The 25,519-nt window shown below is 43.3% G+C and carries 27 protein-coding genes and 1 pseudogene; 10 read left to right on the forward strand and 18 right to left on the reverse strand.

The annotated features are described in order from the left end of the window. Positions 1-32 precede the first annotated feature (32 nt). Genes tnpB through Bealeia2_RS06005 form a run of 5 tightly spaced genes read right to left on the reverse strand, consistent with a single transcriptional unit; the run spans position 33 to position 1,876 of the window. The gene (tnpB, locus tag Bealeia2_RS05985) at positions 33-380 is read right to left on the reverse strand and encodes an IS66 family insertion sequence element accessory protein TnpB (protein WP_331255536.1); all 348 of its coding nucleotides are present in this window, start codon (positions 378-380) and stop codon (positions 33-35) included. Then, positions 373-789 carry an IS66 family insertion sequence element accessory protein TnpA gene (tnpA, locus tag Bealeia2_RS05990; RefSeq protein WP_331255563.1) on the reverse strand — a complete coding sequence of 139 codons (417 nt, stop codon included), beginning with the start codon at positions 787-789 and terminating at the stop codon, positions 373-375. The genes tnpB and tnpA overlap by 8 nt, the downstream gene beginning before the upstream one ends. Positions 790-808: 19 nt before the next feature. Then, positions 809-1,261 carry an IS630 family transposase gene (locus Bealeia2_RS05995; protein WP_331256566.1) on the reverse strand — a complete coding sequence of 151 codons (453 nt, stop codon included), beginning with the start codon at positions 1,259-1,261 and terminating at the stop codon, positions 809-811. A gap of 22 nt (positions 1,262-1,283) precedes the next feature. Next, entirely contained in the window at positions 1,284-1,622 is a 339-nt protein-coding gene (locus Bealeia2_RS06000) for an IS630 transposase-related protein (protein ID WP_331255234.1), read from the reverse strand. Between the two features lie 32 nt (positions 1,623-1,654). Further along, positions 1,655-1,876, reverse strand: coding sequence for a hypothetical protein (locus Bealeia2_RS06005; RefSeq protein WP_331255259.1), 222 nt, complete (start codon positions 1,874-1,876; stop codon positions 1,655-1,657). Positions 1,877-2,094: 218 nt separating this feature from the next. Between Bealeia2_RS06005 and Bealeia2_RS06010 the strand changes: the two genes are divergently transcribed. From Bealeia2_RS06010 to Bealeia2_RS06020, 3 genes are read left to right on the forward strand one after another with little or no spacing between them, the layout of a single operon-like run. Beyond that, positions 2,095-3,351: a peptidylprolyl isomerase gene (locus tag Bealeia2_RS06010; protein ID WP_331256185.1), complete on the forward strand. Its 1,257-nt coding sequence runs from the start codon at positions 2,095-2,097 to the stop codon at positions 3,349-3,351. Beyond that, positions 3,351-4,175 (forward strand): 16S rRNA (adenine(1518)-N(6)/adenine(1519)-N(6))-dimethyltransferase RsmA, encoded by an 825-nt coding sequence (gene rsmA, locus Bealeia2_RS06015; RefSeq protein ID WP_331256186.1) that lies wholly within the window; start codon positions 3,351-3,353, stop codon positions 4,173-4,175. The genes Bealeia2_RS06010 and rsmA overlap by 1 nt, the downstream gene beginning before the upstream one ends. Continuing rightward, positions 4,172-4,594: a DUF192 domain-containing protein gene (locus Bealeia2_RS06020; protein WP_331256187.1), complete on the forward strand. Its 423-nt coding sequence runs from the start codon at positions 4,172-4,174 to the stop codon at positions 4,592-4,594. The genes rsmA and Bealeia2_RS06020 overlap by 4 nt, the downstream gene beginning before the upstream one ends. Here Bealeia2_RS06020 and Bealeia2_RS06025 read toward each other — a convergent pair. Further along, positions 4,588-5,247, reverse strand: a complete 660-nt coding sequence (locus Bealeia2_RS06025) for an O-methyltransferase (protein WP_331256188.1) — start codon at positions 5,245-5,247, stop codon at positions 4,588-4,590. The two genes, Bealeia2_RS06020 and Bealeia2_RS06025, sit on opposite strands and share 7 nt — an antisense overlap. Positions 5,248-5,371: 124 nt before the next feature. Here Bealeia2_RS06025 and rplI point away from each other — a divergent pair, with 124 nt between their 5' ends. The 3 genes from rplI to Bealeia2_RS06040 all read left to right on the forward strand — a co-directional run bounded on the left by rplI (position 5,372) and on the right by Bealeia2_RS06040 (position 7,761). Further along, positions 5,372-5,887: a 50S ribosomal protein L9 gene (gene rplI, locus Bealeia2_RS06030; RefSeq protein WP_331256189.1), complete on the forward strand. Its 516-nt coding sequence runs from the start codon at positions 5,372-5,374 to the stop codon at positions 5,885-5,887. A 462-nt stretch (positions 5,888-6,349) separates the two neighbouring features. Further along, complete coding sequence (locus tag Bealeia2_RS06035; RefSeq protein ID WP_331256190.1) at positions 6,350-7,354, forward strand: NAD-dependent epimerase/dehydratase family protein; 1,005 nt, start codon at positions 6,350-6,352, stop codon at positions 7,352-7,354. Then, positions 7,327-7,761, forward strand: coding sequence for a hypothetical protein (locus tag Bealeia2_RS06040; protein ID WP_331256191.1), 435 nt, complete (start codon positions 7,327-7,329; stop codon positions 7,759-7,761). The genes Bealeia2_RS06035 and Bealeia2_RS06040 overlap by 28 nt, the downstream gene beginning before the upstream one ends. A 2-nt stretch (positions 7,762-7,763) precedes the next feature. Here Bealeia2_RS06040 and sppA read toward each other — a convergent pair whose 3' ends face one another. From sppA to Bealeia2_RS10660, 9 genes and pseudogenes are all read right to left on the reverse strand, one after another. Further along, positions 7,764-9,569 carry a signal peptide peptidase SppA gene (gene sppA / locus Bealeia2_RS06045; protein WP_331256192.1) on the reverse strand — a complete coding sequence of 602 codons (1,806 nt, stop codon included), beginning with the start codon at positions 9,567-9,569 and terminating at the stop codon, positions 7,764-7,766. A gap of 231 nt (positions 9,570-9,800) precedes the next feature. Then, positions 9,801-11,009: a CCA tRNA nucleotidyltransferase gene (locus Bealeia2_RS06050; protein ID WP_331256193.1), complete on the reverse strand. Its 1,209-nt coding sequence runs from the start codon at positions 11,007-11,009 to the stop codon at positions 9,801-9,803. Continuing rightward, positions 11,009-11,671 carry a phosphatidate cytidylyltransferase gene (locus Bealeia2_RS06055; protein ID WP_331256194.1) on the reverse strand — a complete coding sequence of 221 codons (663 nt, stop codon included), beginning with the start codon at positions 11,669-11,671 and terminating at the stop codon, positions 11,009-11,011. The genes Bealeia2_RS06050 and Bealeia2_RS06055 overlap by 1 nt, the downstream gene beginning before the upstream one ends. Positions 11,672-11,673: 2 nt before the next feature. After that, positions 11,674-12,399 (reverse strand): isoprenyl transferase, encoded by a 726-nt coding sequence (locus Bealeia2_RS06060; protein ID WP_331256195.1) that lies wholly within the window; start codon positions 12,397-12,399, stop codon positions 11,674-11,676. Positions 12,400-12,553: 154 nt separating this feature from the next. After that, positions 12,554-13,075, reverse strand: a complete 522-nt coding sequence (gene frr, locus Bealeia2_RS06065; RefSeq protein ID WP_414437866.1) for a ribosome recycling factor — start codon at positions 13,073-13,075, stop codon at positions 12,554-12,556. A 109-nt stretch (positions 13,076-13,184) separates the two neighbouring features. Then, the gene (gene pyrH / locus Bealeia2_RS06070; protein ID WP_331256197.1) at positions 13,185-13,916 is read right to left on the reverse strand and encodes a UMP kinase; all 732 of its coding nucleotides are present in this window, start codon (positions 13,914-13,916) and stop codon (positions 13,185-13,187) included. A 10-nt stretch (positions 13,917-13,926) separates the two neighbouring features. Then, entirely contained in the window at positions 13,927-14,847 is a 921-nt protein-coding gene (tsf, locus tag Bealeia2_RS06075) for a translation elongation factor Ts (protein ID WP_414437851.1), read from the reverse strand. Between the two features lie 31 nt (positions 14,848-14,878). After that, positions 14,879-15,697: a 30S ribosomal protein S2 gene (rpsB, locus tag Bealeia2_RS06080; RefSeq protein ID WP_331256198.1), complete on the reverse strand. Its 819-nt coding sequence runs from the start codon at positions 15,695-15,697 to the stop codon at positions 14,879-14,881. Positions 15,698-15,880: 183 nt separating this feature from the next. Further along, a pseudogene (locus tag Bealeia2_RS10660) lies at positions 15,881-16,626 on the reverse strand (integrase core domain-containing protein); the annotation flags it as partial. A 59-nt stretch (positions 16,627-16,685) separates the two neighbouring features. Between Bealeia2_RS10660 and Bealeia2_RS06095 the strand changes: the two are divergent. Together Bealeia2_RS06095 and Bealeia2_RS06100 are read left to right on the forward strand one after the other, a co-directional pair. Further along, a complete protein-coding gene (locus Bealeia2_RS06095) occupies positions 16,686-17,024 on the forward strand; it encodes an IS630 transposase-related protein (protein WP_331255234.1) in 339 nt (112 codons plus the stop codon). A 22-nt stretch (positions 17,025-17,046) separates the two neighbouring features. Continuing rightward, positions 17,047-17,547 carry an IS630 family transposase gene (locus Bealeia2_RS06100; RefSeq protein WP_331256568.1) on the forward strand — a complete coding sequence of 167 codons (501 nt, stop codon included), beginning with the start codon at positions 17,047-17,049 and terminating at the stop codon, positions 17,545-17,547. Between the two features lie 10 nt (positions 17,548-17,557). Here the strand turns inward: Bealeia2_RS06100 and Bealeia2_RS06105 are convergent, their stop codons facing one another. The 3 genes from Bealeia2_RS06105 to Bealeia2_RS06115 all read right to left on the reverse strand — a co-directional run bounded on the left by Bealeia2_RS06105 (position 17,558) and on the right by Bealeia2_RS06115 (position 23,098). Continuing rightward, the gene (locus Bealeia2_RS06105; RefSeq protein ID WP_331256201.1) at positions 17,558-17,827 is read right to left on the reverse strand and encodes a hypothetical protein; all 270 of its coding nucleotides are present in this window, start codon (positions 17,825-17,827) and stop codon (positions 17,558-17,560) included. Between the two features lie 283 nt (positions 17,828-18,110). After that, positions 18,111-19,226, reverse strand: a complete 1,116-nt coding sequence (gene tssA, locus Bealeia2_RS06110) for a type VI secretion system protein TssA (protein ID WP_331256202.1) — start codon at positions 19,224-19,226, stop codon at positions 18,111-18,113. After that, positions 19,223-23,098 carry a type VI secretion system protein gene (locus tag Bealeia2_RS06115; RefSeq protein WP_331256203.1) on the reverse strand — a complete coding sequence of 1,292 codons (3,876 nt, stop codon included), beginning with the start codon at positions 23,096-23,098 and terminating at the stop codon, positions 19,223-19,225. The genes tssA and Bealeia2_RS06115 overlap by 4 nt, the downstream gene beginning before the upstream one ends. 202 nt (positions 23,099-23,300) lie before the next feature. Here Bealeia2_RS06115 and Bealeia2_RS06120 point away from each other — a divergent pair, with 202 nt between their 5' ends. Next, complete coding sequence (locus tag Bealeia2_RS06120) at positions 23,301-24,272, forward strand: IS701 family transposase (RefSeq protein ID WP_422388038.1); 972 nt, start codon at positions 23,301-23,303, stop codon at positions 24,270-24,272. 147 nt (positions 24,273-24,419) lie between these two features. Then, the gene (locus Bealeia2_RS06125) at positions 24,420-25,391 is read left to right on the forward strand and encodes an IS701 family transposase (RefSeq protein WP_422388038.1); all 972 of its coding nucleotides are present in this window, start codon (positions 24,420-24,422) and stop codon (positions 25,389-25,391) included. Positions 25,392-25,519 lie beyond the last annotated feature (128 nt).

A 25,519-nucleotide genomic window follows, 5' to 3' on the forward strand; every position in this document is an offset into this window, starting at 1 on the left:
AATGTATTTCTGAGTTTTTTCAGGTAAAAACCTCAGGAAAATTCTTGAAAATGGACCGCCTTATGGCCTTTGAGCTTTTGATAATTGAGACCCTCTTGCAGCCATCTCAATTGCTGGGAGGTCAACTCCAAAACATCTCCCCTCAAACTCACCTGAAACCTCTCTTTTTCAAGGCGTTTGTACCAAAGACAAAATCCATTCGTCTCCCAATACAAGATCTTCATCTTGGTCAGGGTCCGGTTGCAAAAAACATACATCGTTCCGTCACACGGCACACGACCTAAGCTAGAGGCCACGTAAGCCGCAAGTCCATCAATCGATTTTCTCATGTCCATCGGGGCGGAATAAAACAGAATCTCCCCTCGCGTCTGCTCAAACATGGCAACTCCGCAGTATTGCAATTACACGCTGAAGCGTAATCCCATCAAATCCCGGCACAATCTCAATCCTCTCCCCGGACATAAAGCGAATCTCAAGGGGCACGGGAGCTTGGCGAGCCTCTGCTTGAAGGGCAGGACTCTCAAATAAATCTAATGTTTCTGGACTCTCGTGCCCCACCACAGCAGTCGCCACAAAGCGCCCGACCGATGACCCCTCAAATAGCCTTCTTCCCACGCGGGGAAACCAATACTTAAAGGACGAATAACTCAGTCCTCCAGCCGTACAAAATTTTTCCTGACTCAATCCGCTCTTACGCCAGCTCTCGATCTGCTCTTCCCAATATTTCAGCTTCCCTGCGGATCTTTCATCTCGCGTTTGACGTTGCCCCGTCCTTTTCTCCTTCATCATTTTCATCTCCGTAGTTGTTTTACGGAGTCAACCTTGTCCTATTTTCCTCACACCTAAAAGATGCGGGTCCTATGACGCTTACGATAGGATTGAGGTCAGGAGAGTCAGTTGGGAGAAAGAGGAGATGGCAGCGAAATTTCTCAATCAAATCTTTCGTTTTTGGCGATTTGTGAAAGGCGGCATTGTCCATAATCAGGGTGGTATTTTTTGATAAATTCGGCAATAAAACCTCCTCAAGCCAAGCATTAAAAAGATCTGCATGACATCCACCTTGAAAGGTGAAAGGCGCCACGAACGCACCCTTCATGAGACCGCCAATGATACTGACATGCTCTCTTTTTTGGCCCGGGATCTCCGCGTAAACCTTTTGTCCGCGCGGCGCCCAGGCATGCTCTCGATAAAGGCGATTATCAATCCCAGCTTCATCAATCCACACGATTGTTTCAGGATCTATTTTCTCAAGCTGTTTTATAAATTCGGCCCGCTTGTCTTCGTTACGTTCTTTGTAAAGCGTCGTCTTTTTTTCGTGTAATGTTTAAACGTTTAAGCCATTTACTCACGTTTTGGAATCTCAACCCCAAAGCTTCGGCGATTTGTTTGAGCGTATGATCCGGATTTTGAGCGACGTAGTCTCTGAGTTTTTGCTCATCGACTTTACGCGGATAAGAAGTGCGTTTTTTCGGTTTAATATCCCCTTGTTTATGAAGACATATCCATCGATAGATCGTGGCTTCTCCAACGTTAAAAACCTTTGCAGCCTCCCGCTTACGGCCGCCGCTCGTAATGTAGGAGATGACCTTTTTCCGCAGGTCTTCCGAATATGCTTTTACCATTCCCTCCTTATACCTAAACTTTTCCTAAAAATCTATCTATTTATAGGGGAATGACTATAATAAGTTGCGCGAGATATATCGCAAATTTCTTGGCATATCGCATCGGAAACGTTTTTAGCTTTCAACTTTTCCCAGCGCCTCACGCCGTCTTCATACCGTTTGCGATAGACGTCCAAATAGTCTTGTGTACGCGCATATGCATAAAGCCTATGCATATTTTTATGTAGTCCGTGGATCCTCATCCAGTCCTCCATCAATAGGTTTTTTACATTCTCCTATTCTTGAGGCCTGGTTTGGGTGTGGCGATGGAGATGAGCCTCGCTACAGCGCAATTTGAGGGCGCTCTGCTCATCCCTCTTTTTGTCTCACATCTGTCTGAACTCGGAGATGCGTTACAAATATTTTTTAGTTGACGAAAGTGCAATTTTCGGGCCCAAAGAGAGGGGAATCTTTTAGCGTGAGTTTATATATCATGAACAAATTATTTTTGACGGCTTTTCTTTCAATTACAGCGATCTCTCTTGACGCCAGCTCTCAAGGTTCACCTCAAAAAAACAAGCTCGCGGCGGTTGTCAATAAGTCAGCGATTACGGTAACAGATCTTAATAATCGCGTGAAACTGGCGGCGTTATCAGCGGGTCTTGAGGCTAATCCTGAAGCTATAGAGAAAATGAAACCTCAAATGTTGCGCACCATGATTGAAGAGAAACTTCAATTGCAAGCGGCAAAAGAGAATGACATTAAAATTGAAAAAGATGCCATTGAAAAAGCTATGAAGAGCATTGAAGAGGGCAATGGAATGAAGCCGGGGCAATTAACTCAGCTTTTAAAGGACAACAATATTCCTTTGAAAACTTTGCAAGATCAGATCCAAGCTCAGCTCACCTGGATGGAATTTGTCAGTCAAAAATATGCCCCCACTTTACAAATCAGTGATTGGGAAATCGATCAAGAGTTCGAAAAGCACACGCAAAATGCAACACAAACCCAGTATCATTTGGCAGAAATTTTTCTCAATGTGGATAGTCCTGAGAAAGAGGGACAAGTTCAGCAAGACTTTGAGCGCTTGATCCAACAACTTCAAGCAGGGGCCCATTTCTCAGCTTTAGCCCAACAATTTTCCCAATCGGCCACAGCGGCTAAAGGCGGAGATATGGGATGGCTTTCTGAAAATGCATTGACTGATGAGATTTCACCAGCTGTCAAATCCATGACACCGGGAGATTTAAGTCGTCCGATCCGAACGGCGCAAGGCTATATTTTGTTGGGATTGATCGATCGAAAGATGCCGGGAGAAAGCCAATCTCAGCGTTTAGATGTTCTTCAAACTGCATTGCCTTATCCTCCAGGCGCCACAGAAGCACAGGCGATGGAAGTCATGCAAAAGCTGGAATCTCTTCTTAAAACCACAAAAAGTTGTGCAGATTTAGACGTGGCTATTAAAAAAGCCGGTGGCCAATCCGCAAGAAATGCCAATGCTAGGCTTGATGCTTTCCCAGAAGCGATGCGGAAGATTTTAGCAAGCCTTGAGGTGAATAATCCAAGTCAACCACTTATGACAGAATCTGGAGGACTTGCCGTCATGGTGTGTAATCGCACGGAGGAAAAAGCCAAAGAATTCTCCAAAGATGATGCGCTGCATCTTATTGCAGATAAGCGATTGGCACTTTTGGCGCGCCGCGAACTACGGGATCTCAAGCGTGCGGCTTATATTGATCTTAGGCAATAATGGACGAAAAGCTGCCCTCCCTTAAAGACGTCATTGCGTGCTATGATCTGGCGCCAAAAAAAAGCCTGGGGCAGCATTTCCTTTTGAATCCTTCAGTCCTTGAAAAAATTGTGACCACGGCAGGAGACCTGTCGGAATATTCAGTCATTGAAGTGGGCCCCGGCCCTGGCGGATTAAGTCGGGTGATTTGTGAAAAGGGCTGTCGACACTTTTATCTCATTGAAAAAGATGATCGTGCCATAGAAGGTCTCAGTCTTTTAGAAAAGCATTTTAAAACACCACTCACCATCTTGGCAAAAGATGCCCTTGAGGTGTCTGCACATACGTTAGGTGATTCTCCTCGAAAATTAATTTCAAACCTACCTTATAATGTCTCTGTTCCTCTTTTCTTGCGATGGCTTGAACACATTCAAGACTTTGATCTTCTGGTTTTGATGTTTCAAAAGGAAGTCGCGTTAAGGCTTAAGGCCAAACCCTCTACTCCCGATTATGGAAGACTTTCAGTTATCACGCAACTGGTGGCCGATGTAGAGCTTTTGTTTGATTTGCCGCCTGGCGCCTTTTCTCCACCACCCAAAGTGGTATCTTCAATTATTCGGGTGAGACCTAAAAAAAAACCTCCTACAATTGATTTTAACAGCTTTGAGAAACTCACGGCTGCAGCCTTTGGACAACGGCGGAAAATGTTGCGCTCAAGCTTGAAATCGCTTATGAAAAATCCGGAAGAGCTCCTTGAAAAAGCAGGAATTGAGCCCACATCTCGCGCGGAAGAATTAACTCCTCAAGATTTTTTTAACTTTTATCAACATTGGAGATTGTCATGAAAAAATGGGTTGTATTTTTAAGTTTGTTTTTCCCCACCTCTCTTTGGGGAAGTGAACTTAAAATCTTAACGGAAAAAGGACATCTTCTCTTTGAAGCGGAGCTTGTAACCACAGATGCCCAAACATCCTTGGGTCTTATGTACAGGACAGAATTAAAAGACCGTCATGGCATGCTTTTGGTAATGAACCCTCAAAACCGCACGGTGATGTGGATGAAAAATACATCTATTCCCCTTGATATGATGTTTATCAACACCCAAGGGACAATTGTACACATTCAGGAAAATACAAAACCTTATTCAACAAAACCAATTGGATACTTTACTAATGTATTGGCGGTCTTTGAAGTTCCCTCAGGAACTTGTGATAAGGAAGGTATTCACGTCGGCGATAAGGTCAGTTATCACTTATTTCAGTAACGTTTTTTTGCGACCATAAACCCATCACCTAAGGGCACAAGGGAGATTGAAACACGATCGTCATTCATAAGTTTTTCATTAAATGCGCGCAAAGACTCTGTTGTGACTTCGTGATTTTTGGGATCTGCCACACGTCCAGACCACAAGACATTATCAATGACAATTGTACCATGGGAACGCAAAAGGGTGAGAGCAAACTCATAATAAACGTCATAACGTTGTTTATCAGCATCGATGAACATAAGATCAAACGAACACGTTTGCCCCTCTTCAATAAGATTTTTAAGAGAGTCGACGGCATGACCCAGCCTCAACTCCATTTTTGAAGAAACTCCTGCCAACTCCCAAAACTGCTGAGCAATTTTTGTCCACTCGGGATTGGTATCCAATGTTATGAGATGACCATCTTTTGGCAAACTCAAGCCCATCACAAGGGAGCTGTAACCTGTAAACGTTCCCACCTCAAGAATGCGACGTGAGTCTGTAAGCTCCACTAAAAGACTTAAAAAACGGCCTTGCTCGGATGTGATCTGCAAATGGGCTTCTGGGAGCTTTTGCGTTTCTCGCCGAAGCTGCTCAAGAAACAAAGCCTCTCCACGAGAAATCCGCTGGATATAAGTTGCCAGAGCATCAGACTGAAGGAGGTGTTTCATGAGTGCCAAAAACAAATTTGTTGAAATTTTGCCCTCATACTACAAGAACAATTGTACTTTTTGAACAAACTTGCTAAAGATGGGACAAATTTATTTTGAAGAGTTTCAGAAGGAGAGAACTATCATGCAAGTTATTTTGTTGCAACGCGTTGAAAAATTAGGAAAAATGGGCGACCTGAAGTCTGTAAGACCTGGATATTTCAGAAACTTTTTGTTTCCCAAAAAGATGGCGGCTTTGGCGACAGCTGAAAATATCGAGAAATTTGACAAAGAAAAAGTTGTTCTCGAACAACTCAATCTGAAGCACAAGGAAGAAGCAGAACTCGCAGCAAAAGCGATTGATGGCCTTATGGTTATTGTGATTCGCCAAGCGGGTGAGAGCGGACATCTTTATGGATCTGTCACATCACGTGATATTGCAGAAGAAGTTCAAAAGAGCTTTTCTCATGTAACTCGCCAGCAAGTTCAAATCGATCATCCGATCAAAACAATTGGTATCCACCGCGTTCGCGTAGTTTTACATCCTGAAGTTAATGTGACGGTCTCTGTGAACGTTGCAAAATCTGAAGACGAAGCCAAATCTCAGACCACTGCTATGGAAGAGGCTGTTGTTGAGTCCAAAGCAGAGCGCGTTGAGTAATCACCGTCACCTTGATTTTGTTCCCGTGATTGATTTCAGGGCCTTTCAGAACCTAAAAAAGATATTTAAACAAATTAAATACGATGATTTTAAAAAAAGCTCTGAGGTGTCCCTATACCTTGGGGCTTTTTGTTGACCTTAACGATGATGATGCAAACCCCATCCATGGCCATGATGAAATATCATGGTCTGAACAAAATCATTAGAAATAAGTACTTCTTCATCTTGAGAAGTGTATGCTCAGGGATGCCTATCGCACCATCGCACACTTGGGTACCAAGCTTGAGCAGACCCTGCCCAAAGTATAGACAACAATAAAATTGATAGTATCTTTATTTAAATATCCACATTTTCAATCGTCTTATTTTAATATAAAATTATTTAATATTTTATTAAGAAAGATTTGCATTTCTTTGATGTTTTTCGTATAACCCTCGTAATATTGAGAATGGGGGACATATCATGAAATTTTTAGTCACCGGCACAGCTGGCTTTATTGGAAATCATACAGCCCTACGCCTTTTGAATAAGGGGCATGAAGTAATTGGAATTGATGATTTCAACCCTTATTATTCAGTCTCTTTAAAAGAAGATCGAAACGATCGAATTAAGGATCATCCCAATTTCACGCTTTATCGTGAAGGGCTCGAGAATCTGGAAAAAATCAAAGAAATTTTTAAAGAACACCGTCCCGATAAAGTAATCCATTTAGCGGCCCAACCTGGTGTTCGATATAGCTTGATTAATCCTGAGGCATATACACGCAGCAATGTCACAGGCACACTCAGCATCCTTGAGTCTTGTCGCACTTATCCCGTCGAACACTTGATTTATGCCAGTACAAGCTCTGTTTATGGCGCGAATACAAAGCTTCCTTTTGAGGAAAATGATGCTGTTGATCACCCTCTGACGCTTTACGCGGCAACAAAGCGCGCCAATGAGCTGATGGCACACTCCTATAGTTATCTTTTTAAAATCCCCACCTCTGGGTTGCGTTTTTTTACCGTCTATGGCCCTTGGGGCCGCCCTGATATGGCATTTTTTCTTTTTACCAAAAATATTCTTGAAGGCAAACCCATTGATGTTTTTAACAATGGGGATATGGAGCGCGACTTTACGTATATTGAGGATATTGTCTCAGGTATCCTGAATGTGGCTGCCACAAACCCTGGAGAATTAAATCCAGAAAAGCTCCATGTCGCGGATAAAAGTGCGGTGGCCCCTTATCAGATTTATAACATTGGCAATAACAAGCGTGTTCAATTGATGCACTACATTAAAGTCATTGAAGATGTTTTGGGGATTGAGGCTCAAAAAAATTTCCTTCCCATGCAAAATGGAGACGTTCAAAAAACATTTGCAAGTGTTGATAAGCTGGAGAAAAATGCTGGTTATCGTCCCTCCACTTCTGTGGAAGTAGGTGTTAAAAACTTCGTTGAATGGTATCGAAATTATTATCAAGTGTGATTTCGGCACGACTTTTGCATTCAATCCTTTTGAAAGGAATTTTAATGCAAAAAGTCTGTTGGAAAATTCGGCGATATAACGTCCTTCTGATCACATTCCTCTGTCTTTCAGGGTGCAGTGCCATTAATGACTATCGTGCGACACAAATTTATACTTCGGGCTATTTAAAGGCTTTGCCTGAAAAAACACAGCCACCACTTTATTGCTATGAAACAATCGATAAACCTATGTGCTATCCGGAACCCATCCCTGGCGCTGAAGATCGTTTAATTGATTATTATGAAGGTCCCCCCCCACCGTGCCCCAAGGAAGCGCCCATTCAAAAGCCTTCAAAACCTGAAGGCAAGCCTTATCCAGGCCCAAGATTCCCAAATTCACCCATTGTGATTAGACCATTGAAGAAATAAAATCAGCGCACCTCAGGAAGACTTGCCTCCAGAACTTCGCCCCCCATAAGAAGATGAATTTTCGCTGCAAACATCTGGAGAGATTTCCAGAGTTTAAAGATGGGTAAAAATGAAGACTGAACGTACTCTTCCTCTCCATGACCTTTATGACCCAAAAGCTTTTCGGAAAGTTCTTCGAGTAAAGATTTAGGTTTAGGATAGATGAGGACTTCCGCATCGCTGTCCAGCTTGGCCTCCAATTTAGCAAACATAATGGCGTCTTGAAGGCCTCCCAATTGATCAACAAGTCCTAAGGATTGGGCTTGCTCACCTGTCCAAACACGTCCCTTAGCAGCTTTTTCAACGGCGTCTGGGCTTAATTTTCGCCTAGTTGCGACTTTGTTTACGAAGGAGGAGTAAATTCGATCCAAAAACGCATTCACGCGCTCCCATTCTTCAGGCGAGAAAGTTGTATTCATACTATCAAGTCCACTGTTTTTACCAAAGGACGCGCCAGCCCAATGGATTCCCAGCTTCTCCCAAAGATCCTTAATGACAAATTTGCCAGTGAAAACTCCGATAGAGCCTGTGAGCGTGAAGGGTTCAGCAAAAATCTTACTTCCTTCTGTTGAAACCCAATATCCCCCAGAGGCTGCATAATCGCCCATAGAGACGACGACAGGTATACCTTTTGTTTTGGCATGTCGAATCACACTTGCAATGGTTTCAGAGGCCACAGGAGACCCTCCGGGAGAGCTGATGCGATAGACAATGGACTTAACGTGAGGGTCTTTCAATAACTCCATAAAAATATGATACGTCCGGGCAGAGCTAATAAAACTCTCACGCATCAAGCCTTCGGCGTCATCATCACTGGAATTAATTGCTCCCGCATCAAAAACAAGAGCTACGTGATCTTGAAAGGGAGAGGCAATTTTATCGACAGCTTGAACTTCCTGATAAGTCAAAAAGTCGAGGAAATGGAGTGCCTTTTCGTGCCCATAGCGTTCCTCTAAAGCAGGTTTTAAATTTTGACGATATTCGAGACGATCGATGAGCTTGAGTTCATTGGCCTCAAGATCGGTGTAAGGACTATTATTAATGGCATTGAGAATTTGATCTGTGTTCATCTTCCGGCTTTTCGCCAAAGCCTCCACGACTTGGGAAGTGATGGAATCCAGCATGGCTTGTTGTGCTTCTTTGGCAGGTTCAGAAGGTGCATTGAGAGTAAACATTTCAACGAAGGATTTGTATTCTTTACGCCCTCCAAATTCAGGTGTTACGCCAATTTTTTCTAAGGCGTCTCTGGCATAAGGTTGCTCAAGTCGAAGGCCTAAAATATTCAACATTCCAATAGGTTGCATCCAAATTTCATCACAAGCCGAAGCCAAATAATAGTGCAAAAGTCCAGACGTCATCTCTCCATAAGAATCGGCATAAATGAGTGTGGGTTTTCCCGTTTTTTTAAATTTCAAAATAGCATCGCGCAATTCTTGCAATTGGGCCAACCCTATGCCGGGAGTTTTGAGAGTCATTACAAGACCTGTAATTTTAGGATCTTGAGAAGCAGCATCTAAGGTCGTCAAAAGATCATAAAGAGAGCTTTCCTCACGCTTTAATAAATGCTTGAGAGAGTCTTTTTTAAGATAATCAGGATAGTCGCCCTGAAGTGTGACGGTCAAAAATGTGTTCTCGTGCACAGGGGCCGTGGAGGGCTTTTGAAGAGAGTAATGATAGATAAGGAGAGCGCCAAAAAAAACGACAAACCCCAAGGCCGCACATAATCCGTAAAAGGTCTTAAAGAAAAACTTAAAAAATTTTGAGATCATATGCGTGTCCTTTTTGAATCGCCATCATTGCCCGCAAGAGAGAACTTTGACCCACGCGCCGTGGCACTTCAGAAAAAAATGATATAGTTTGAAGAATTTTGGAGTGTATCTTGAATTTATCTCCAAAGTCGAGAAAAGATTGAGGGGGGGGGGGGAAATACAGGTTTTGGTAAAACCTATCCCCTCCCCTACTCTGTCATGCTTAACTTGGGCACCACATCACCTCATTTTTCAAACGGGCTCTCGATTGCCCTTTTCTAAAACTTGATCCAAACGGTTTAGACACGCTTCATAAGAGGGCTTGAAATTTTCAGAAATCCACCACTCTTCAGTCTCATGAAGGATATTTCCCAAAGCAGGCCCTTTAATGCCACGCTGCATCAGATCCTCACCTTTGAGAGGGAATAGAGGACGCGTCCAACTTTGAATGATTTGAAGCCAGGAGCTATCAAACTCCCCTCCTTTAGAGGCTTGTAAAATGACCCAATCTCTGACAGTTTCAGTCCCCCATCGATAAAGAGATTCAGAAAGATTTTGAGCTGTTATAGGTTGGAAATTTTCAAGTTTCTTGTAGCGCAATTGTTCTTTGTTCGAGAGTCTTAAAGAGGAAAAAAGAACCGTCGATTGGATTTGAGAAAGGGCAAGTCTTAAAAAAGGATCCGGGCCAAAGGAAAGACTTCTCTCAAACTCCAACATCTTTTGAAGCCCTTCAAAATCAATGGTCGTCTCGAGAAAAACGCCTAATATTCTACTACCTTGAAGGGTTTTTAAAACAGGGAAAACGAAGGGCGTTTTCATTAATTTCAGGAATTCTTGAGTGATCCGTTCTTTGGCCAATATTCGAATTTGAGGGGCCAACCGCGTACATGCGGCAAGCCCTTCAGAATCCAAATTTCCTTTTCCATAAAAAGCTGAAAACCGAAAGAACCGGAGAATCCGTAAATAATCTTCCTCAATGCGTTTTGTAGGATTGCCAATGAATTTTACATGATGATTGTGAAGATCTTCAATTCCCCCAAAAGGATCATAGATTGTCCCCTCAAGATCCGCATAAAGCGCATTGATCGTAAAATCCCGCCTTGAAGCATCTTGAATCCAGTCTTCGGTAAATGCGACTTCCGCATGCCGTCCGAAGGTTTTGATATCTGTCCGAAGGCTTGTAATTTGATAAGGGCGTTTTTTCAGCACTGCGGTAATAGTACCGTGAGAAAGTCCTGTGGGAACATGAGGGATGCCCGCCTCATCTAAAAGCCCCATGACCTCTTCTGGCAAAATATTAATCGCAATATCTTCGTCTTCTGCGCGCAAGCCTAAAAGAGCATCTCGGACGCCCCCTCCCACCAAATACGGGGTGGCCCCATTTTGGGACAACGTCTGAAATAAGGTTTTCAATGCAGAATCATTTTCCCAAGGGGACTGAATTTTTAGAGAGGGTTTCATCACATGAGAGATTGCCAAATCGCAAGGAAAAAAGCAATCCCAAGAAGACTGTCCAGACGATCTAAAAGCCCGCCATGACCTGGAATCAAGTGGCCGCTATCTTTCACATGCCAAAAACGCTTGACGGAAGATTCCATAAGGTCTCCCAGCTGACCAATAAAAGACAACCCCAAAACTACCGGAAAAAATTTCATCCAATCCTCAGCTCCCCCAATAAAATAAACCCCAACACTGCCTATGACTGTTCCCAAAATAAGGCCCCCAAAAAAGCCGGACCAAGTTTTATTGGGGCTGAGGCGCGAGGCAAGTTTAGGGCCTTTGAAAATACTTCCTACAAGATACGCTCCTGAATCCGTGCTCCACACGATAATGAGGAGCATAAGGATAAGTTTACCCCCCAGTCCTTCTGGAGTTTCCAAAACATGAAGTAGAAATAACGCACTTGCCAAAACATACAAGAGTCCTGCAAAAAACATGAGGACTCCTCGAAAATCGGGTTTCCGCGCTGAAAAGCTCATCAAAACCCACTCCAAAAGTAACATCAAAGTTACAAGGCCTCCGAATAGGGAGGAATAAGGCGGCCCTGCATAAAGACAGGCAATGACGGGGGGAATCAGAATGACACTCGAAAGAATTCGTTTTTGGAGGTCATTCATTGCCATAATTACGCCGCCGTTCCGTACCGACGCTCACGGCCGTGATAGACTTCTATGGCCTCGAGAAAATCTTGAGGTGTAAAATTGGGCCAGTATTTATTAACAAACACAAATTCTGTGTAAGCCAATTGCCACAATAAATAGTTACTAATGCGTTGTTCACCGCTGGTGCGAATCAAAAGATCTGGATCCGGTACATCAGACGTATAAAGATGGGCGGACAAAGCCTCTTCGGTAATATCCTCTGGTTCCAAACGGCGATCTCTAACTTTTTGAGCCATCTCTCGGGCTGCATTCACAATCTCTGCCCGGCTGCCGTAACTGAGCGCCATAATGAGCTCAATCTTTTTATTCGTCCGTGTTTTGGCTTCCGCATCTTCAATCAGTGCTAAAATATTATTGGGCAAAAGATGACGTTCCCCAATGATTCTCAATTTTACACCTTCTTGATGGAGCGTTTCCACTTCTGTTTCAAGGTAATGTTTTAAAAGAGCCATAAGACCTGTGACCTCATCGGGATCACGGCGCCAATTTTCTGACGAAAACGCAAAGAGCGTGATATATCCTACCCCAGCATCCGCGGCAGCACGGATAATATCGCGCGCGACTTCGCTGCCTTTTTGATGACCAGCAAGACGAGAAAGTCCTTGCTCTCGGGCCCATCGACCATTCCCATCCATAATGATGGCAACATGTTGTGGAACATGTGAAAGAGAAGGAGAACCCTTGGTCATAGACACACCTCAAAACAATTTGAAAATTAAAACTATGTTAAAATTTATATACCCTACAAACTTAACAAACTATATTTCTCTTCTGAGGTCAACACTCGCGCACCGAATTCCTTTATCGTGATGCTAGAATAAACAACCTCATCGCGTAAAACCATCACACCTGCAAAATTTCTTTTTCTTTATGAACTAAGGCTTCATCCAATTTTTTAATAAAATCATCCGTCATTTTTTGAATATCATCTGACAAACGGTGAAGGTCATCTTCCGAGATGTGTCCGTCTTTTTCCATAAGCTTAATTTTGTCCATGCCATCTCGGCGAACACCACGAATGGCAACCCGTCCTGCTTCTGCATACTTTCCGGCAACCTTGACCATTTCCTTGCGGCGTTCTTCGCTGAGCTCAGGGACAGGCACGCGAATGACTTGCCCTGCAGATGAGGGATTTAATCCCAACCCTGCTTCTCTAATTGCTTTTTCGACATGACTGACTAAGGATGCGTCCCAAACTTGCACAGACAAAGCACGGGGCTCTGGTGCGTTAATGTTGCCCACTTGGGACAAAGGCATTTTTCCACCGTAAGCGTCAACCACAATGGCTTCCAAAAGACTAGGTGCCGCGCGACCTGTCCTCAAACCTGAAAAATCCTTATGCGCCGCGTCCAAAGACGCAGTCATTCGACGTTTGATATCTTCGAGAAGAGTGTTAGGCACTTGTTATTCCTCATTATAATAATTTGAGAACTTCATATAAACACCTCTTTTCAAAAGAGGCAATACGATGATTTTAAGATACGACCGTAAACTTACCCCGACCTCTCACAACATCAATCAACGCATCGTGATTCAGAATCGAGAAAACAATGATCGGAATCTTGCTTTCCCGGGCCAAAGAAATAGCGGCCGCATCCATGACCTGCAAATCTTGCGTGAGTACATCCATATAACCCAATTTTTCATAAAATTTGGCGTCTTTATCTTTTATCGGATCTGCAGAATAAACACCGTCCACTTTTGTTGCTTTCAAAAGTGCATGGCAATGAAGTTCTGAGGCGCGAAGCGCTGCAGCAGAGTCAGTTGTGAAATAGGGGTTTCCCGTTCCTGCCGCACAAATCACGATGCGTCCCTTTTCCATATGATGGACGGCCCGTCTTCTAATATACGGTTCACAAATGGAATGCATAGGAATTGCAGACATCACACGAACTTCAAGACCTAAATACTCAAGGCTGCTTTGCAGTGCAAGCGAATTCATGACGGTTGCAAGCATTCCCATGTGATCAGATGTTGAGCGCTCAATGCCCTCTGCAGCGCCCTTAAGGCCTCGGAAGATATTTCCACCACCGACTACAATGCAAATCTCAACACCCATATCATGGGCGTCTTTGATTTCTTGCGACATGCGCTCAATGGTGGGTAAATCTATGCCATAGGATCGCCCCCCCATCAATGCCTCCCCTGAAAGTTTCAAGAGAATACGCTTATATTGAATTTTGGGATCGAAACTAGGACTTAACACAAGATTTTCCTTATTTTGCAAGTGATGCCACTTCTGCAGCGAAATCAGATTCTTCTTTTTCAATGCCTTCGCCCAATGCGAATGAGAGGAATCCGGAAAGAACAACGGAAGATCCAAGCTCTTTTCCTTTTTGCTCAACGACATCTTTCACGCGAGATTTTGGATCCATGATGAAAGCTTGCTCTTCAAGAACAACTTCTTCGTAATACTTGCGAATACGGCCTTCGACCATTTTGTCAGCAAACTCTGCAGGCTTGCCAGACGCAATTGCTTGATCTTTGAAAATCGCGCGCTCACGCTCAACATCTGCTGAGGAGAGATCTGTCGTCTTCAAAGCCGTAGGGCGCGCAGCAGCAATATGCATTGCAATTTGCTTGCCCAATTGGGTCAATTCATCTTTCGATGCTGTAGACTCAAGCGCAACCAAAACACCAATCCGCCCCAGTTCTGGAGAGATCGCATTGTGAAGGTAAGAGACAACAACGCCGTCTTTGACTTCCAAAAAACCGGAACGACGCAATGCCATATTCTCGCCAATAGTTGCAATCAATTGGGTCAAACGCTCAGAAATGTTTTCAGATGTTCCAGGATAAGTTAATGTCTTTAACGTTTCCAAGTCACCTTTGGCATCCATAGTCAACTTTGTGGCCGCTTTCACGAACTCTTGGAAGTGCTCGTTACGTCCAACGAAATCAGTTTCCGCGTTGACTTCAAGGATCGCTCCCTTTGCGCCAGAAACGGCAACGCCAACGAGGCCTTCAGCCGCAACACGGCCTGATTTTTTAGCCGCAGCCGCAAGACCTTTTTTCCGAAGCCAATCAACGGCATGTTCAAGGCTGCCATTGACTTCCGCCAATGCTTTTTTACAATCCATCATACCTGCGCCCGTTTTTTCGCGCAGTTCTTTCACTAATGCTGGTGTTACACTCACGACTCTACTCCTTATTCAAATTTCATTTTTGTTATGCAGAAGGTTGATTTTCCGTCTCGACCTGAGTTTCCACAACGATGATCTCAATTTCAACTTCGTCATCACCAGCAGTCTTAACGGAGACTTCAGCAAGAGCTCCAATATCAACACCTTTGGAAGCGATTTCAGCTTTCATACCTTCAAGAACGGCACCAGCTACGATATCGCAGTAAAGATCAATGGCGCGGGTCGCATCATCGTTTCCAGGGATAGGATAATCCACGCCGTCTGGATTGGAGTTACTGTCAATCACTGCCACAACGGGGATGTTCAGCTTATTTGCTTCTTTAATAGAAATTTCTTCACGGTTGGTGTCGATCACGAAAATAATGTCAGGAAGACCGCCCATATCTTTAATTCCGCCCAAAGCGCGCTCAAGTTTTTCGCGCTCGCGTGTTAATGTCAAAAGCTCTTTCTTTGTGAAACCATGAATGTCGCCATCCAATTGCTCTTCAAGCTCTTTCAAACGACGAATGGACTGCGTAACTGTCTTCCAGTTGGTCAACATTCCGCCGAGCCAACGGTGATTCACATAATATTGACCGCAAAGTCTTGCCGCATCGCGAACCTTATCACTGGCCTGGCGCTTTGTTCCTACAAAAAGAACTTTACCGCCATTAGCAACAACTTGCTTAATAGCATCCAAGCCTTGATGGAGCATAGGGACAGTTTGACGCAAATCGATAATGTGAACGCCACCATGAGTTCCGTACAAGAAGGGTGCCATTTTAGGATTCCACCGACGGGTTTGGTGACCAAAGTGAACTCCTGCCTCTAAAAGCTGGCGCATAGAAAATGTTTGTAATGTCATAATAAAGTGTTTCCTTTTCCGGTTAATCCGCCGCAGAGGGGAAGCTGAGACAATCTCAACACCGGAAGGGCTTGATACAAGGCCCCATCTCTGCGTGTGGTTTTCGCTTGCACTTATAGCCTAATCTCAGAAAAAAATGCAAGCCCTACAATATCGATTGTAGGAGTTCATATAGAATGAGACTCAAGAGGATTCGAGAATATGAGAGTGAATATACTGCAAAGGAGTGAGGCCTTTCAAGGCGCAATGAGGCCGATAAGAATTTGAGACAGCTTGAGAGAGCTCAAAGCGCATAGAACCTATGGAATCAGCCAGGAGGTTGTTTTTGTTGTAAAATTCCTCCCGGAATATTCGATTTCCCCGCTCAACGCCGCCGTTGTAAGTGGGCTTTTTGGGGGGCAGAACAATCAGCGGAATTCCAATTTCTGCACAGGCTTCCTCAAATTCTGCCATAAATTCAGAGCCACCGTCGACGTGTAGGGAGTGAATTTTAAAGGGCGCCTGCTTTACAAACTCAAGCAAGAAGCGCTTGGCGCTGGCACTCTTCGCATGGGAGAATACGGCCGCATAGATAAATTTCTAGCCTCTTTCCCAAGCCTGGAAGTGCTTGAAACAGATGCCATTTTTGGTGACTGTCATGTGGTCAATCTGCACCCGCTCACCAAGCGTCATCGTTTTATAATCCTTGAAAGTCCAAGGTTTTGCATGGCTTTCAAACGTCTTTTTCTTTTTGTTCTCAGGGCAGAGGGTGATTTTTGCACAAGACCCTTGTTTTTGAGGGAGGTCAGGAGACGGCCGACGGTGCTTTCGCTCAGGATTTGCCCATGGTCTCGCTTGAGAATGATGGCGATTTTCTCTTTGCCATAGGTGGGATTTTCGCGGCGCACTTTCACAAGCTGAAGTTCTGCTTCTCTCCAGCGCGGTTTGTTTATAGTCCTTCCCCTATAAATAGATAGATTTTTAGGAAAAGTTTAGGTATAAGGAGGGAATGGTAAAAGCATATTCGGAAGACCTGCGGAAAAAGGTCATCTCCTACATTACGAGCGGCGGCCGTAAGCGGGAGGCTGCAAAGGTTTTTAACGTTGGAGAAGCCACGATCTATCGATGGATATGTCTTCATAAACAAGGGGATATTAAACCGAAAAAACGCACTTCTTATCCGCGTAAAGTCGATGAGCAAAAACTCAGAGACTACGTCGCTCAAAATCCGGATCATACGCTCAAACAAATCGCCGAAGCTTTGGGGTTGAGATTCCAAAACGTGAGTAAATGGCTTAAACGTTTAAACATTACACGAAAAAAAGACGACGCTTTACAAAGAACGTAACGAAGACAAGCGGGCCGAATTTATAAAACAGCTTGAGAAAATAGATCCTGAAACAATCGTGTGGATTGATGAAGCTGGGATTGATAATCGCCTTTATCGAGAGCATGCCTGGGCGCCGCGCGGACAAAAGGTTTACGCGGAGATCCCGGGCCAAAAAAGAGAGCATGTCAGTATCATTGGCGGTCTCATGAAGGGTGCGTTCGTGGCGCCTTTCACCTTTCAAGGTGGATGTCATGCAGATCTTTTTAATGCTTGGCTTGAGGAGGTTTTATTGCCGAATTTATCAAAAAATACCACCCTGATTATGGACAATGCCGCCTTTCACAAATCGCCAAAAACGAAAGATTTGATTGAGAAATTTGGCTGCCATCTCCTCTTTCTCCCAACTGACTCTCCTGACCTCAATCCTATCGAACATTGGTGGCACAAAATCAAATCCATCCTCCGCCCCCTCGTCCAGCAAAACCCAGAAAACCTTCATCAACTCCTTGATAAACTCCTCAGCCAATATCTATCCATATAATGGAGAAGTACTATAGTTTTCTTGGTTTTTTTGAAGGAGGATCAATCCCTTTGTCAAGATCACGCAGAATGTTTTTGTGGCGATAATAAGTTGCGCGGGACATGCCGCAAATTTCTTGGCATGTCGCATCGCAAACGTTTTCAGATTTCAGCTTTTTCCAGCGCCTCACGCCGTCTTCATACCGTTTGCAATAGACGTCCAAATAGTCTTGTGTACGCGCATATGCATAAAGCCTATGCATATTTTTATGTAATCCGTGGATCCTCAGCCAATCCTCCATCAATAGGTTTTTTACATTTTTTTTACATTTCCTATTCTTGAGGCCTGGTTTTGGTAGGGCAATGGAGATGAGCTTCGCTACAGCGCAATTTGGGGGCGCACTCAGCTCATCTCCATCCCTACTAATTTTGTCTCACTTCTATCTGAACTCGGACAAACCCCTACATGATTTTCCTGGACATCCCCAGATCCCAACCCTCCCCTTGATCTTTTTTTCCTCTCACACCCAAACTGGCCCTAACACCTGATTTGTGCAACACAGCCTTAGAACGGGGGCTTTGATTCTACTTATTTTCCGCATTCGAAATGAGCTTTATAAAGGAATTAACATCATTTTGTGTTTCAACAACCTCTTTAAATATATCTCCAAGAGGTTTATTCGCCCAAGTCACAGCTTTGCGAATTAAGTAAGGCGTTGGACTGTGAGGTTCAACTTTGGCTAAATAATCTGCAATATCTTTCAGACGTGCATAAGCTTGCTCACGGGATTGAATGGGGCCCAATTCATTGGGCGTTTTAATAGTATAAGTTCCCATGGATTCCACAACGGGTGCTGCAGATTTTGAAGTCTTAATATTGGCAACTTTTGCGGTTCCCCTTTCGCTCACGACTCCGCGTGCAAATCTTTGAAAATTTTCAATTTTCTCACGAATTTTGTAAAAGCTTGGGGATTCTCCATCCAGGTGAAGTTTAAGCTCCTCATCCAACAAATTAAGTAATTTCAAGGAACGGTCGCACTCCTCGAGGATATGAGCGTAAAAAAGAACAGGCGTTTTATTAATGCCATCCTTAAGTTTTGCCACCGTAGGGCGCTTTTTTTCTTGAGCTTCTGCTAATATCTTTGCGCGCTCAGGGCTTGAGCGACTTTGGATCTCAATGCGATTGGCCTCATTCCAATCAATTAATCGATAGGGCACCATCGGAGATTCTGAAGGCATCGTAATAAGAATATAGGGTACATCATCACTCAAGCGATCGTTAATCCAATCATAGGGCACGATGCGGTGTTCATATCCTGAAGCATCAAGTTTTGGATAAGCGCAATCCCAAAAACCTTTAGTGAGCCCATAAATCAGCTCAAGCCCCCGAGAAAGCCCCGCCACGCCTTCTGTATACATCCAACCTTCCGTAAGCCAGACTGCAATCTGCAAATCCTTACTGCGATTTAAAAGCGCATTGTAGGTTAGTTTAACAAGCTGGTCCCAATCCGCTTTTTTAATTTCTGTCTGCCAAATCCCTTGTGGTAATGACGCATCATCTTCGCGTCTGGCTTCTCGGATTTGATCGTAAACTTCCGTATAGCGAAGAAATTCACCCGCAGGATCTGTACCTCGAAAAGGAGTTAAAAGGCTTTTCAGATTCCAATCTTGACCGTTTCCATTTCCGTTTTCACGACTCATGAGCTTTCTCCTTTTTTAAGGACTGGAGCCGATGTTGGAAATGCGGGAAGAGGACTTGTTTTACTTGCATCTAAAAGCTTTGCACTTTCCCCTGGATTTGCATCTCCTGAAAGAAGTTTTTGCGCTTGAGTTGCATTTTGCAAAGGTTGTGGAGTCACCCTCACAAAGACTTCTGCATTTTGAGGAACTAAAGTTGCAGAGATATCACCTGAAGAGGCAACTGGAATCTTAAATTTCAAAGTCGTGGGGCGATTATCGATCAAACTATTAAAATCAGAAAGAGCGGCGGGTTGATTCAAAAGAAGCCTTAAAAGACCCCACTGTCCCGGATAGGTAAATGAAACGGAGTTTCCATCCACTTGCAGAGCGGGATTATCGCGAGAACCGGTCGGCTCAAGAGGACTGTTGGCAGCCCACCGGAACTCGGCAGAAACGGGTTCTCCGTATTGCCAAAATCCACTACCCAAGGGATCACGGAAATCAATTTTATTACCTGCAAGGTTCATGGTCCAATCAATGATTTGATTGCCCAAAACTTCTCGGTCTTTGTTCACACGAAAATCAACTTTGAAAACAAAAGCTGGTTTTGCCAAAGGATCTTTCTTGACCAAGAATCCTCCAAAAAATGTTCGGACCATATTCATTTGGTCAATAAATTCAGAGGCCCGATTTCCAGCAGCTCCAAGATTTTTAGCTTCTTTGAGAAGACTAGTCACTGTCGCCCCATACTTATCCATCAAATCAAAAAAGCCTTGAATATCACTGGGCAAAGCGTCTGGAGCCACCCCCTTGGGATCCTCAACAAAGGGAAATTTCCCAGCGAGATTAGCATTAAAATAACTCGCCAGCATATCATAAGACTCTGATGAGGATGAATCAGCCAGTTTGTGACACTGCTGAGCCAAAGACAATTGCATATTTTGTAAAGCTGTCGTGAAATAATCCATAGTAAAACTATTGGGCGCAACTGCGTTGGCCAATTGAGGACAGGCGGATAATGTAATTCCACTCAACGTATTTTCAATATAATTCTCAAGGGTTATGATTGTATCTCCCTGTGCCTTGCTGGCATAACCATTAACGGCCCCTATAATCCCATTCCATTTATTCACAAGGGGTAGATTTGCAGGCATACCCTCTTTATTGATGAGCGTTAAAATTTGAACGACAGGATCTGCAAATTCTTTTGAAAGATAGCGAATCCTCTCTCGTTGAAGATTAATATAGCTTTTAAGATCTGGAAGCGTATCCACCCCAAAAGCATCCAATGAGGGAGGATTGGCACCATCCCACCAGTCAAAATTTCCATCTTTAATGGCATAAGGATGATCATCCTCAAAGATTTTATCTATTTTCTCGAGAAGAGCATAATTTTGCCGTGTGACAAGAGATTTTAATTGTGCATAGGTTGTATTGGCTCGATTAATCCTCAAAGCTCCAAAAATCTGCTCCAAGAGAGGGAGCGTAATACGATAATTTTGGACTTGAGACAAAAGTGCATCTTCTGGTGACATCAAAGATGTTTGAGCGATACTTGAATCAAGAATTTGAGAATTTGCAACAATTGTCGTTAAATTTTGGCTCAACCTTTCACGGGCTGTATAAGTTAAAATTGACTGTAGAACTTTGGGAAACGTCATTGATTTTGAAGAAAGAAACTCATTATAGGATGCAATCATATCCACAGCTTTTTGAAGCTGTGAGGCGTCCCACAACAAAACGGAGCCCGCAGGGATCACGGTTATCAGGTTTTCAGCGGGAGCATTTGCCATGAAGGGTTGTGAGAAAAATAAATTTAGATCTCCTTGAAGTTTCAAAGTCCCTTGCGAGGGATTTGAGATAATATTCCCTAAGTCAATTTCAAAAATAGGCCCTTTTGTGAGAGGAGATTGATACGATGCTAATTCGGATTCAAATTGCACAAATCTTTTCTCTGCCTCAGCCCTTAGTGTTTCGGCCACTTGATTGTCAAAGAAATATCGAGATCCTACAATATTATTCATAAGAGCATCATATTCTTCACCTGGATCAAATGTTTGTGCATCCATCCAATTTAAACTGGGATTATTAATGGAATTTAATGTTGTATTCAGCGCAGTTGAAACACTTCGCAATGTTCCCATTTCAAGCTGAGCCAGCCCCTCTCCCCTCCTCAGTTTTTGGAATGCAGACTGCAAGTCATTAAGCCCTGGCACCATATAATCAACATTGAACGCAACATCTTCAAAAGCTTGAAAAAGAGTATGCAGTTTTGAATTGGCGGCATTGTGGTAAACATCAAAATCAAAACGCTTTACACGGCTGTGAAGCAGGGCCAAACTATAGTATTCATCCTCTTCGTAAAATGATTCAGGTAAGTCATAGTTAAAAAGGTATTTTATAATTTTTCCGATATCGTCAGGCGTTGAAGCCATGGAGAGCAAATTAAATTTTTCTGCCACCTTTTCAAAAGTTGTGATCTCTCTCACGTAATCTTGTAAAGTATAAAACTCAGGAGATGCCAATGGGTCTTGAGAATGCACACCCACTTTATCCAAAACTCCACCTTGCGAGGAAACCAAACTCACAAGATTTGTCGCCTTTGCGTTGAGCTCTGCATAAAGAGATTGGAAAACAACTTGATCATAAGCGAGCGTCATTACATTTTGAATTTTAACGTCCAATGCGCTAAACCATGACGAGGGAATAAAAACAGAAAAAAGGCTATTTACTTGAATTTTTGACATAATGTCTAATAAAATCTGGGCATGATTGTCAAAATAAGCTCTTTGATCTGATTTTGAGTCACCTGAATCCGAAACACCTTCCAATTGCACCTCAATTTGCTGAAGGGTGGGCAAGAGGTTCATATTAGCCACTCTTAAATTTTCATTTGATTTTAAAAGCCCCAGTGTTCCAATAATAGCCCCCACAGCTACCCCTGTTTTTGCAATATTCAAGGCTTTGGTATTTCCCAAAAGCACACCAGACACAGGGCGAGCCAGTCCCACCTCTCTAAAGACTTTGTCCTCAACAAGAGACGTTGTAAAAGCAATATTGGAAAGGGATTCCATATTCAAATTAAAGGGCGTGTGCCCCTCATGAGACGGCAAAATAATCTGAGGTGTTTTCGTAGCCTCATCCTCATAATTTCCAGTAAAATATATTCCTCTTAGGAAAAAGGATTCATGATAGCTGGAATCTCTAAAAAGATGATCGCAATAAACCTGAAGACCCTCTTTTAACTTATTGAGACTTAAGGGGAAAAGAAAAACACCAGCACGATCAAATGGCGTGATGCCTTGAGTATAAATCTCTTCTTGAGCTTGATAAAGCTCATTTTCAACTGTATCAAAAGCTTCCGAAATCCAATCTGGCCTATAAACGACGTCGAGAGACTTGCCATTAGACCAGCCAAACATACCGCTCAACGAATCAACTGGGAGATTTTTAAGAAAACTATCAAACCCCGCCACTTGGTCACATTTTGTGACAACGATATAGATGGGCAATCTCAATCCAACGACTTTTTGAACTTCCCATAGTTTTTTATAGAGATACTCAGACCGCATAGTTTGATCATCCACATCGAAATTACCATCTACAATTAGTTCCTCATAAGGGATAGTGAGAATAATCCCATCAAGCGGACGCTTGGGTCGATATTTTGAGAATGAATCCAAAAGAAGGCGCCAATCCTCTTCATCCGATTGGGCACTCTCACTATCCATGACAAGACCGCCATCAGATTCAATTAAGATACCGTGATTAAAGAAATTCCAATCCACCATGGAAAAGGCCTGATCCTCATCAGAAAAACCAGGGTGCCCCAATGGTAAATCTAAATTGAGACTTTGAATAAAAGAAGACTTTCCTGATCCCTTGGCGCCCATAACCAAGATCCAAGGTAGCTGATATTTATAATTACGCCCACCTATGAATTTATGAAGTGTTTTGACGGCCCTTGTAAAAGATTGACTAATGGGATCAAGTGGAAAAATCCCTAGTTTTGCAATAAAGCACGAGTTACGCAGTTTGCAGGAGAAGAGAGAAGAGATAAGGTGAGAGGGAATATTTATTAAATGAGAAGAAATGATGTCTCGACACAAATGCACAAAATCACTTTATCGTTCATTTTTACAAGCCAGCAGTGTGCGCTATTCAGGGTTGGCACTTTCGGAGGTGTCACCGATTCCATTGTCGCATGACAGCGTCAATCGATGGTTGAGTTCTAGTGCATTGCGTCCGAGCGGAGTGTGGAATCTTACTCAATCTCTTATTAACAAGAAAGAACCTTGTTTTTTAGTATGTGACGATACAATTTTGGATAAAAATCGGAGCGAGAAGATAGAGCTTGTGCATTATCAGTATTCTGGGAATGCCCATGATGTTATTGCGGGGATAGGTCTTGTCAATTTGGTATGGCATGGCCTGAGGAGTCATGACTCTATTCCTGTTGATTATCGTATTTATGATAAAGCCAGCGATGGCAAAAGCAAGAATGACCATTTCAGGGAAATGTTAAAGCTGGCTCAAGACAGAGGGATAAATCCGGATGACGTGGTTGCAGACGCTTGGTACTCGAGCTTGAATAATCTGAAGGCCATTGAATCCATAGGCTGGACATGGGTGATGGGGTTGAAGAAAAACAGGAAAGTGAATCGTGGAGAAACTCTTGAAAAGCTGGACATTCCAGATGAAGGACTGAAAGTTCACTTACGCGGATATGGATGGATTACTGTTTTCCGGTTTGTTGCCAAAAACGGTCGCACGGATTATATCGGAACCAATAGGGATAATCCCTCTCGTGATCATATTGAACTGGTCATGAAATCGCGTTGGAAAATCGAAGTTTATCATCGGGAATTAAAGCAAACATGCGGTCTTGAACGCTGTCAGTCTCGCACGGGACGAGCCCAAAGAAATCATATATTTCTTGCCATTTCGGCTTGGATTCAAAGATTTAAAAGACGACTTGCTGGAGGCTTCTCTTTTTATCAGCAGCAGTGGGATGTTATTAAGCATGATATCTCTAGAGAAATAACAAAACTCATGTCTTTCGCTTAGATTCCCACCCTTTTGCTGCAAACTGCGTAACTCGTGTAAAGGCTTTGGGGGCATCAAACAGCAAGAATGAAGCACGAGTTACGCAGTTTGCAGGAGAAGAGAGAAGAGATAAGGTGAGAGGGAATATTTATTAAATGAGAAGAAATGATGTCTCGACACAAATGCACAAAATCACTTTATCGTTCATTTTTACAAGCCAGCAGTGTGCGCTATTCAGGGTTGGCACTTTCGGAGGTGTCACCGATTCCATTGTCGCATGACAGCGTCAATCGATGGTTGAGTTCTAGTGCATTGCGTCCGAGCGGAGTGTGGAATCTTACTCAATCTCTTATTAACAAGAAAGAACCTTGTTTTTTAGTATGTGACGATACAATTTTGGATAAAAATCGGAGCGAGAAGATAGAGCTTGTGCATTATCAGTATTCTGGGAATGCCCATGATGTTATTGCGGGGATAGGTCTTGTCAATTTGGTATGGCATGGCCTGAGGAGTCATGACTCTATTCCTGTTGATTATCGTATTTATGATAAAGCCAGCGATGGCAAAAGCAAGAATGACCATTTCAGGGAAATGTTAAAGCTGGCTCAAGACAGAGGGATAAATCCGGATGACGTGGTTGCAGACGCTTGGTACTCGAGCTTGAATAATCTGAAGGCCATTGAATCCATAGGCTGGACATGGGTGATGGGGTTGAAGAAAAACAGGAAAGTGAATCGTGGAGAAACTCTTGAAAAGCTGGACATTCCAGATGAAGGACTGAAAGTTCACTTACGCGGATATGGATGGATTACTGTTTTCCGGTTTGTTGCCAAAAACGGTCGCACGGATTATATCGGAACCAATAGGGATAATCCCTCTCGTGATCATATTGAACTGGTCATGAAATCGCGTTGGAAAATCGAAGTTTATCATCGGGAATTAAAGCAAACATGCGGTCTTGAACGCTGTCAGTCTCGCACGGGACGAGCCCAAAGAAATCATATATTTCTTGCCATTTCGGCTTGGATTCAAAGATTTAAAAGACGACTTGCTGGAGGCTTCTCTTTTTATCAGCAGCAGTGGGATGTTATTAAGCATGATATCTCTAGAGAAATAACAAAACTCATGTCTTTCGCTTAGATTCCCACCCTTTTGCTGCAAACTGCGTAACTCGTGTGAAGGTGTATCTTGATCAGGATCATCCGCTTGATCTTCACCTTTTCGAAAAAGTTTAACACCTAAAATCCCAAAAATGATCGCCACCAAAA

The sequence above is a fragment of the Candidatus Bealeia paramacronuclearis genome (assembly GCF_035607555.1).
Taxonomy (GTDB): domain Bacteria; phylum Pseudomonadota; class Alphaproteobacteria; order UBA9655; family UBA9655; genus Bealeia; species Bealeia paramacronuclearis.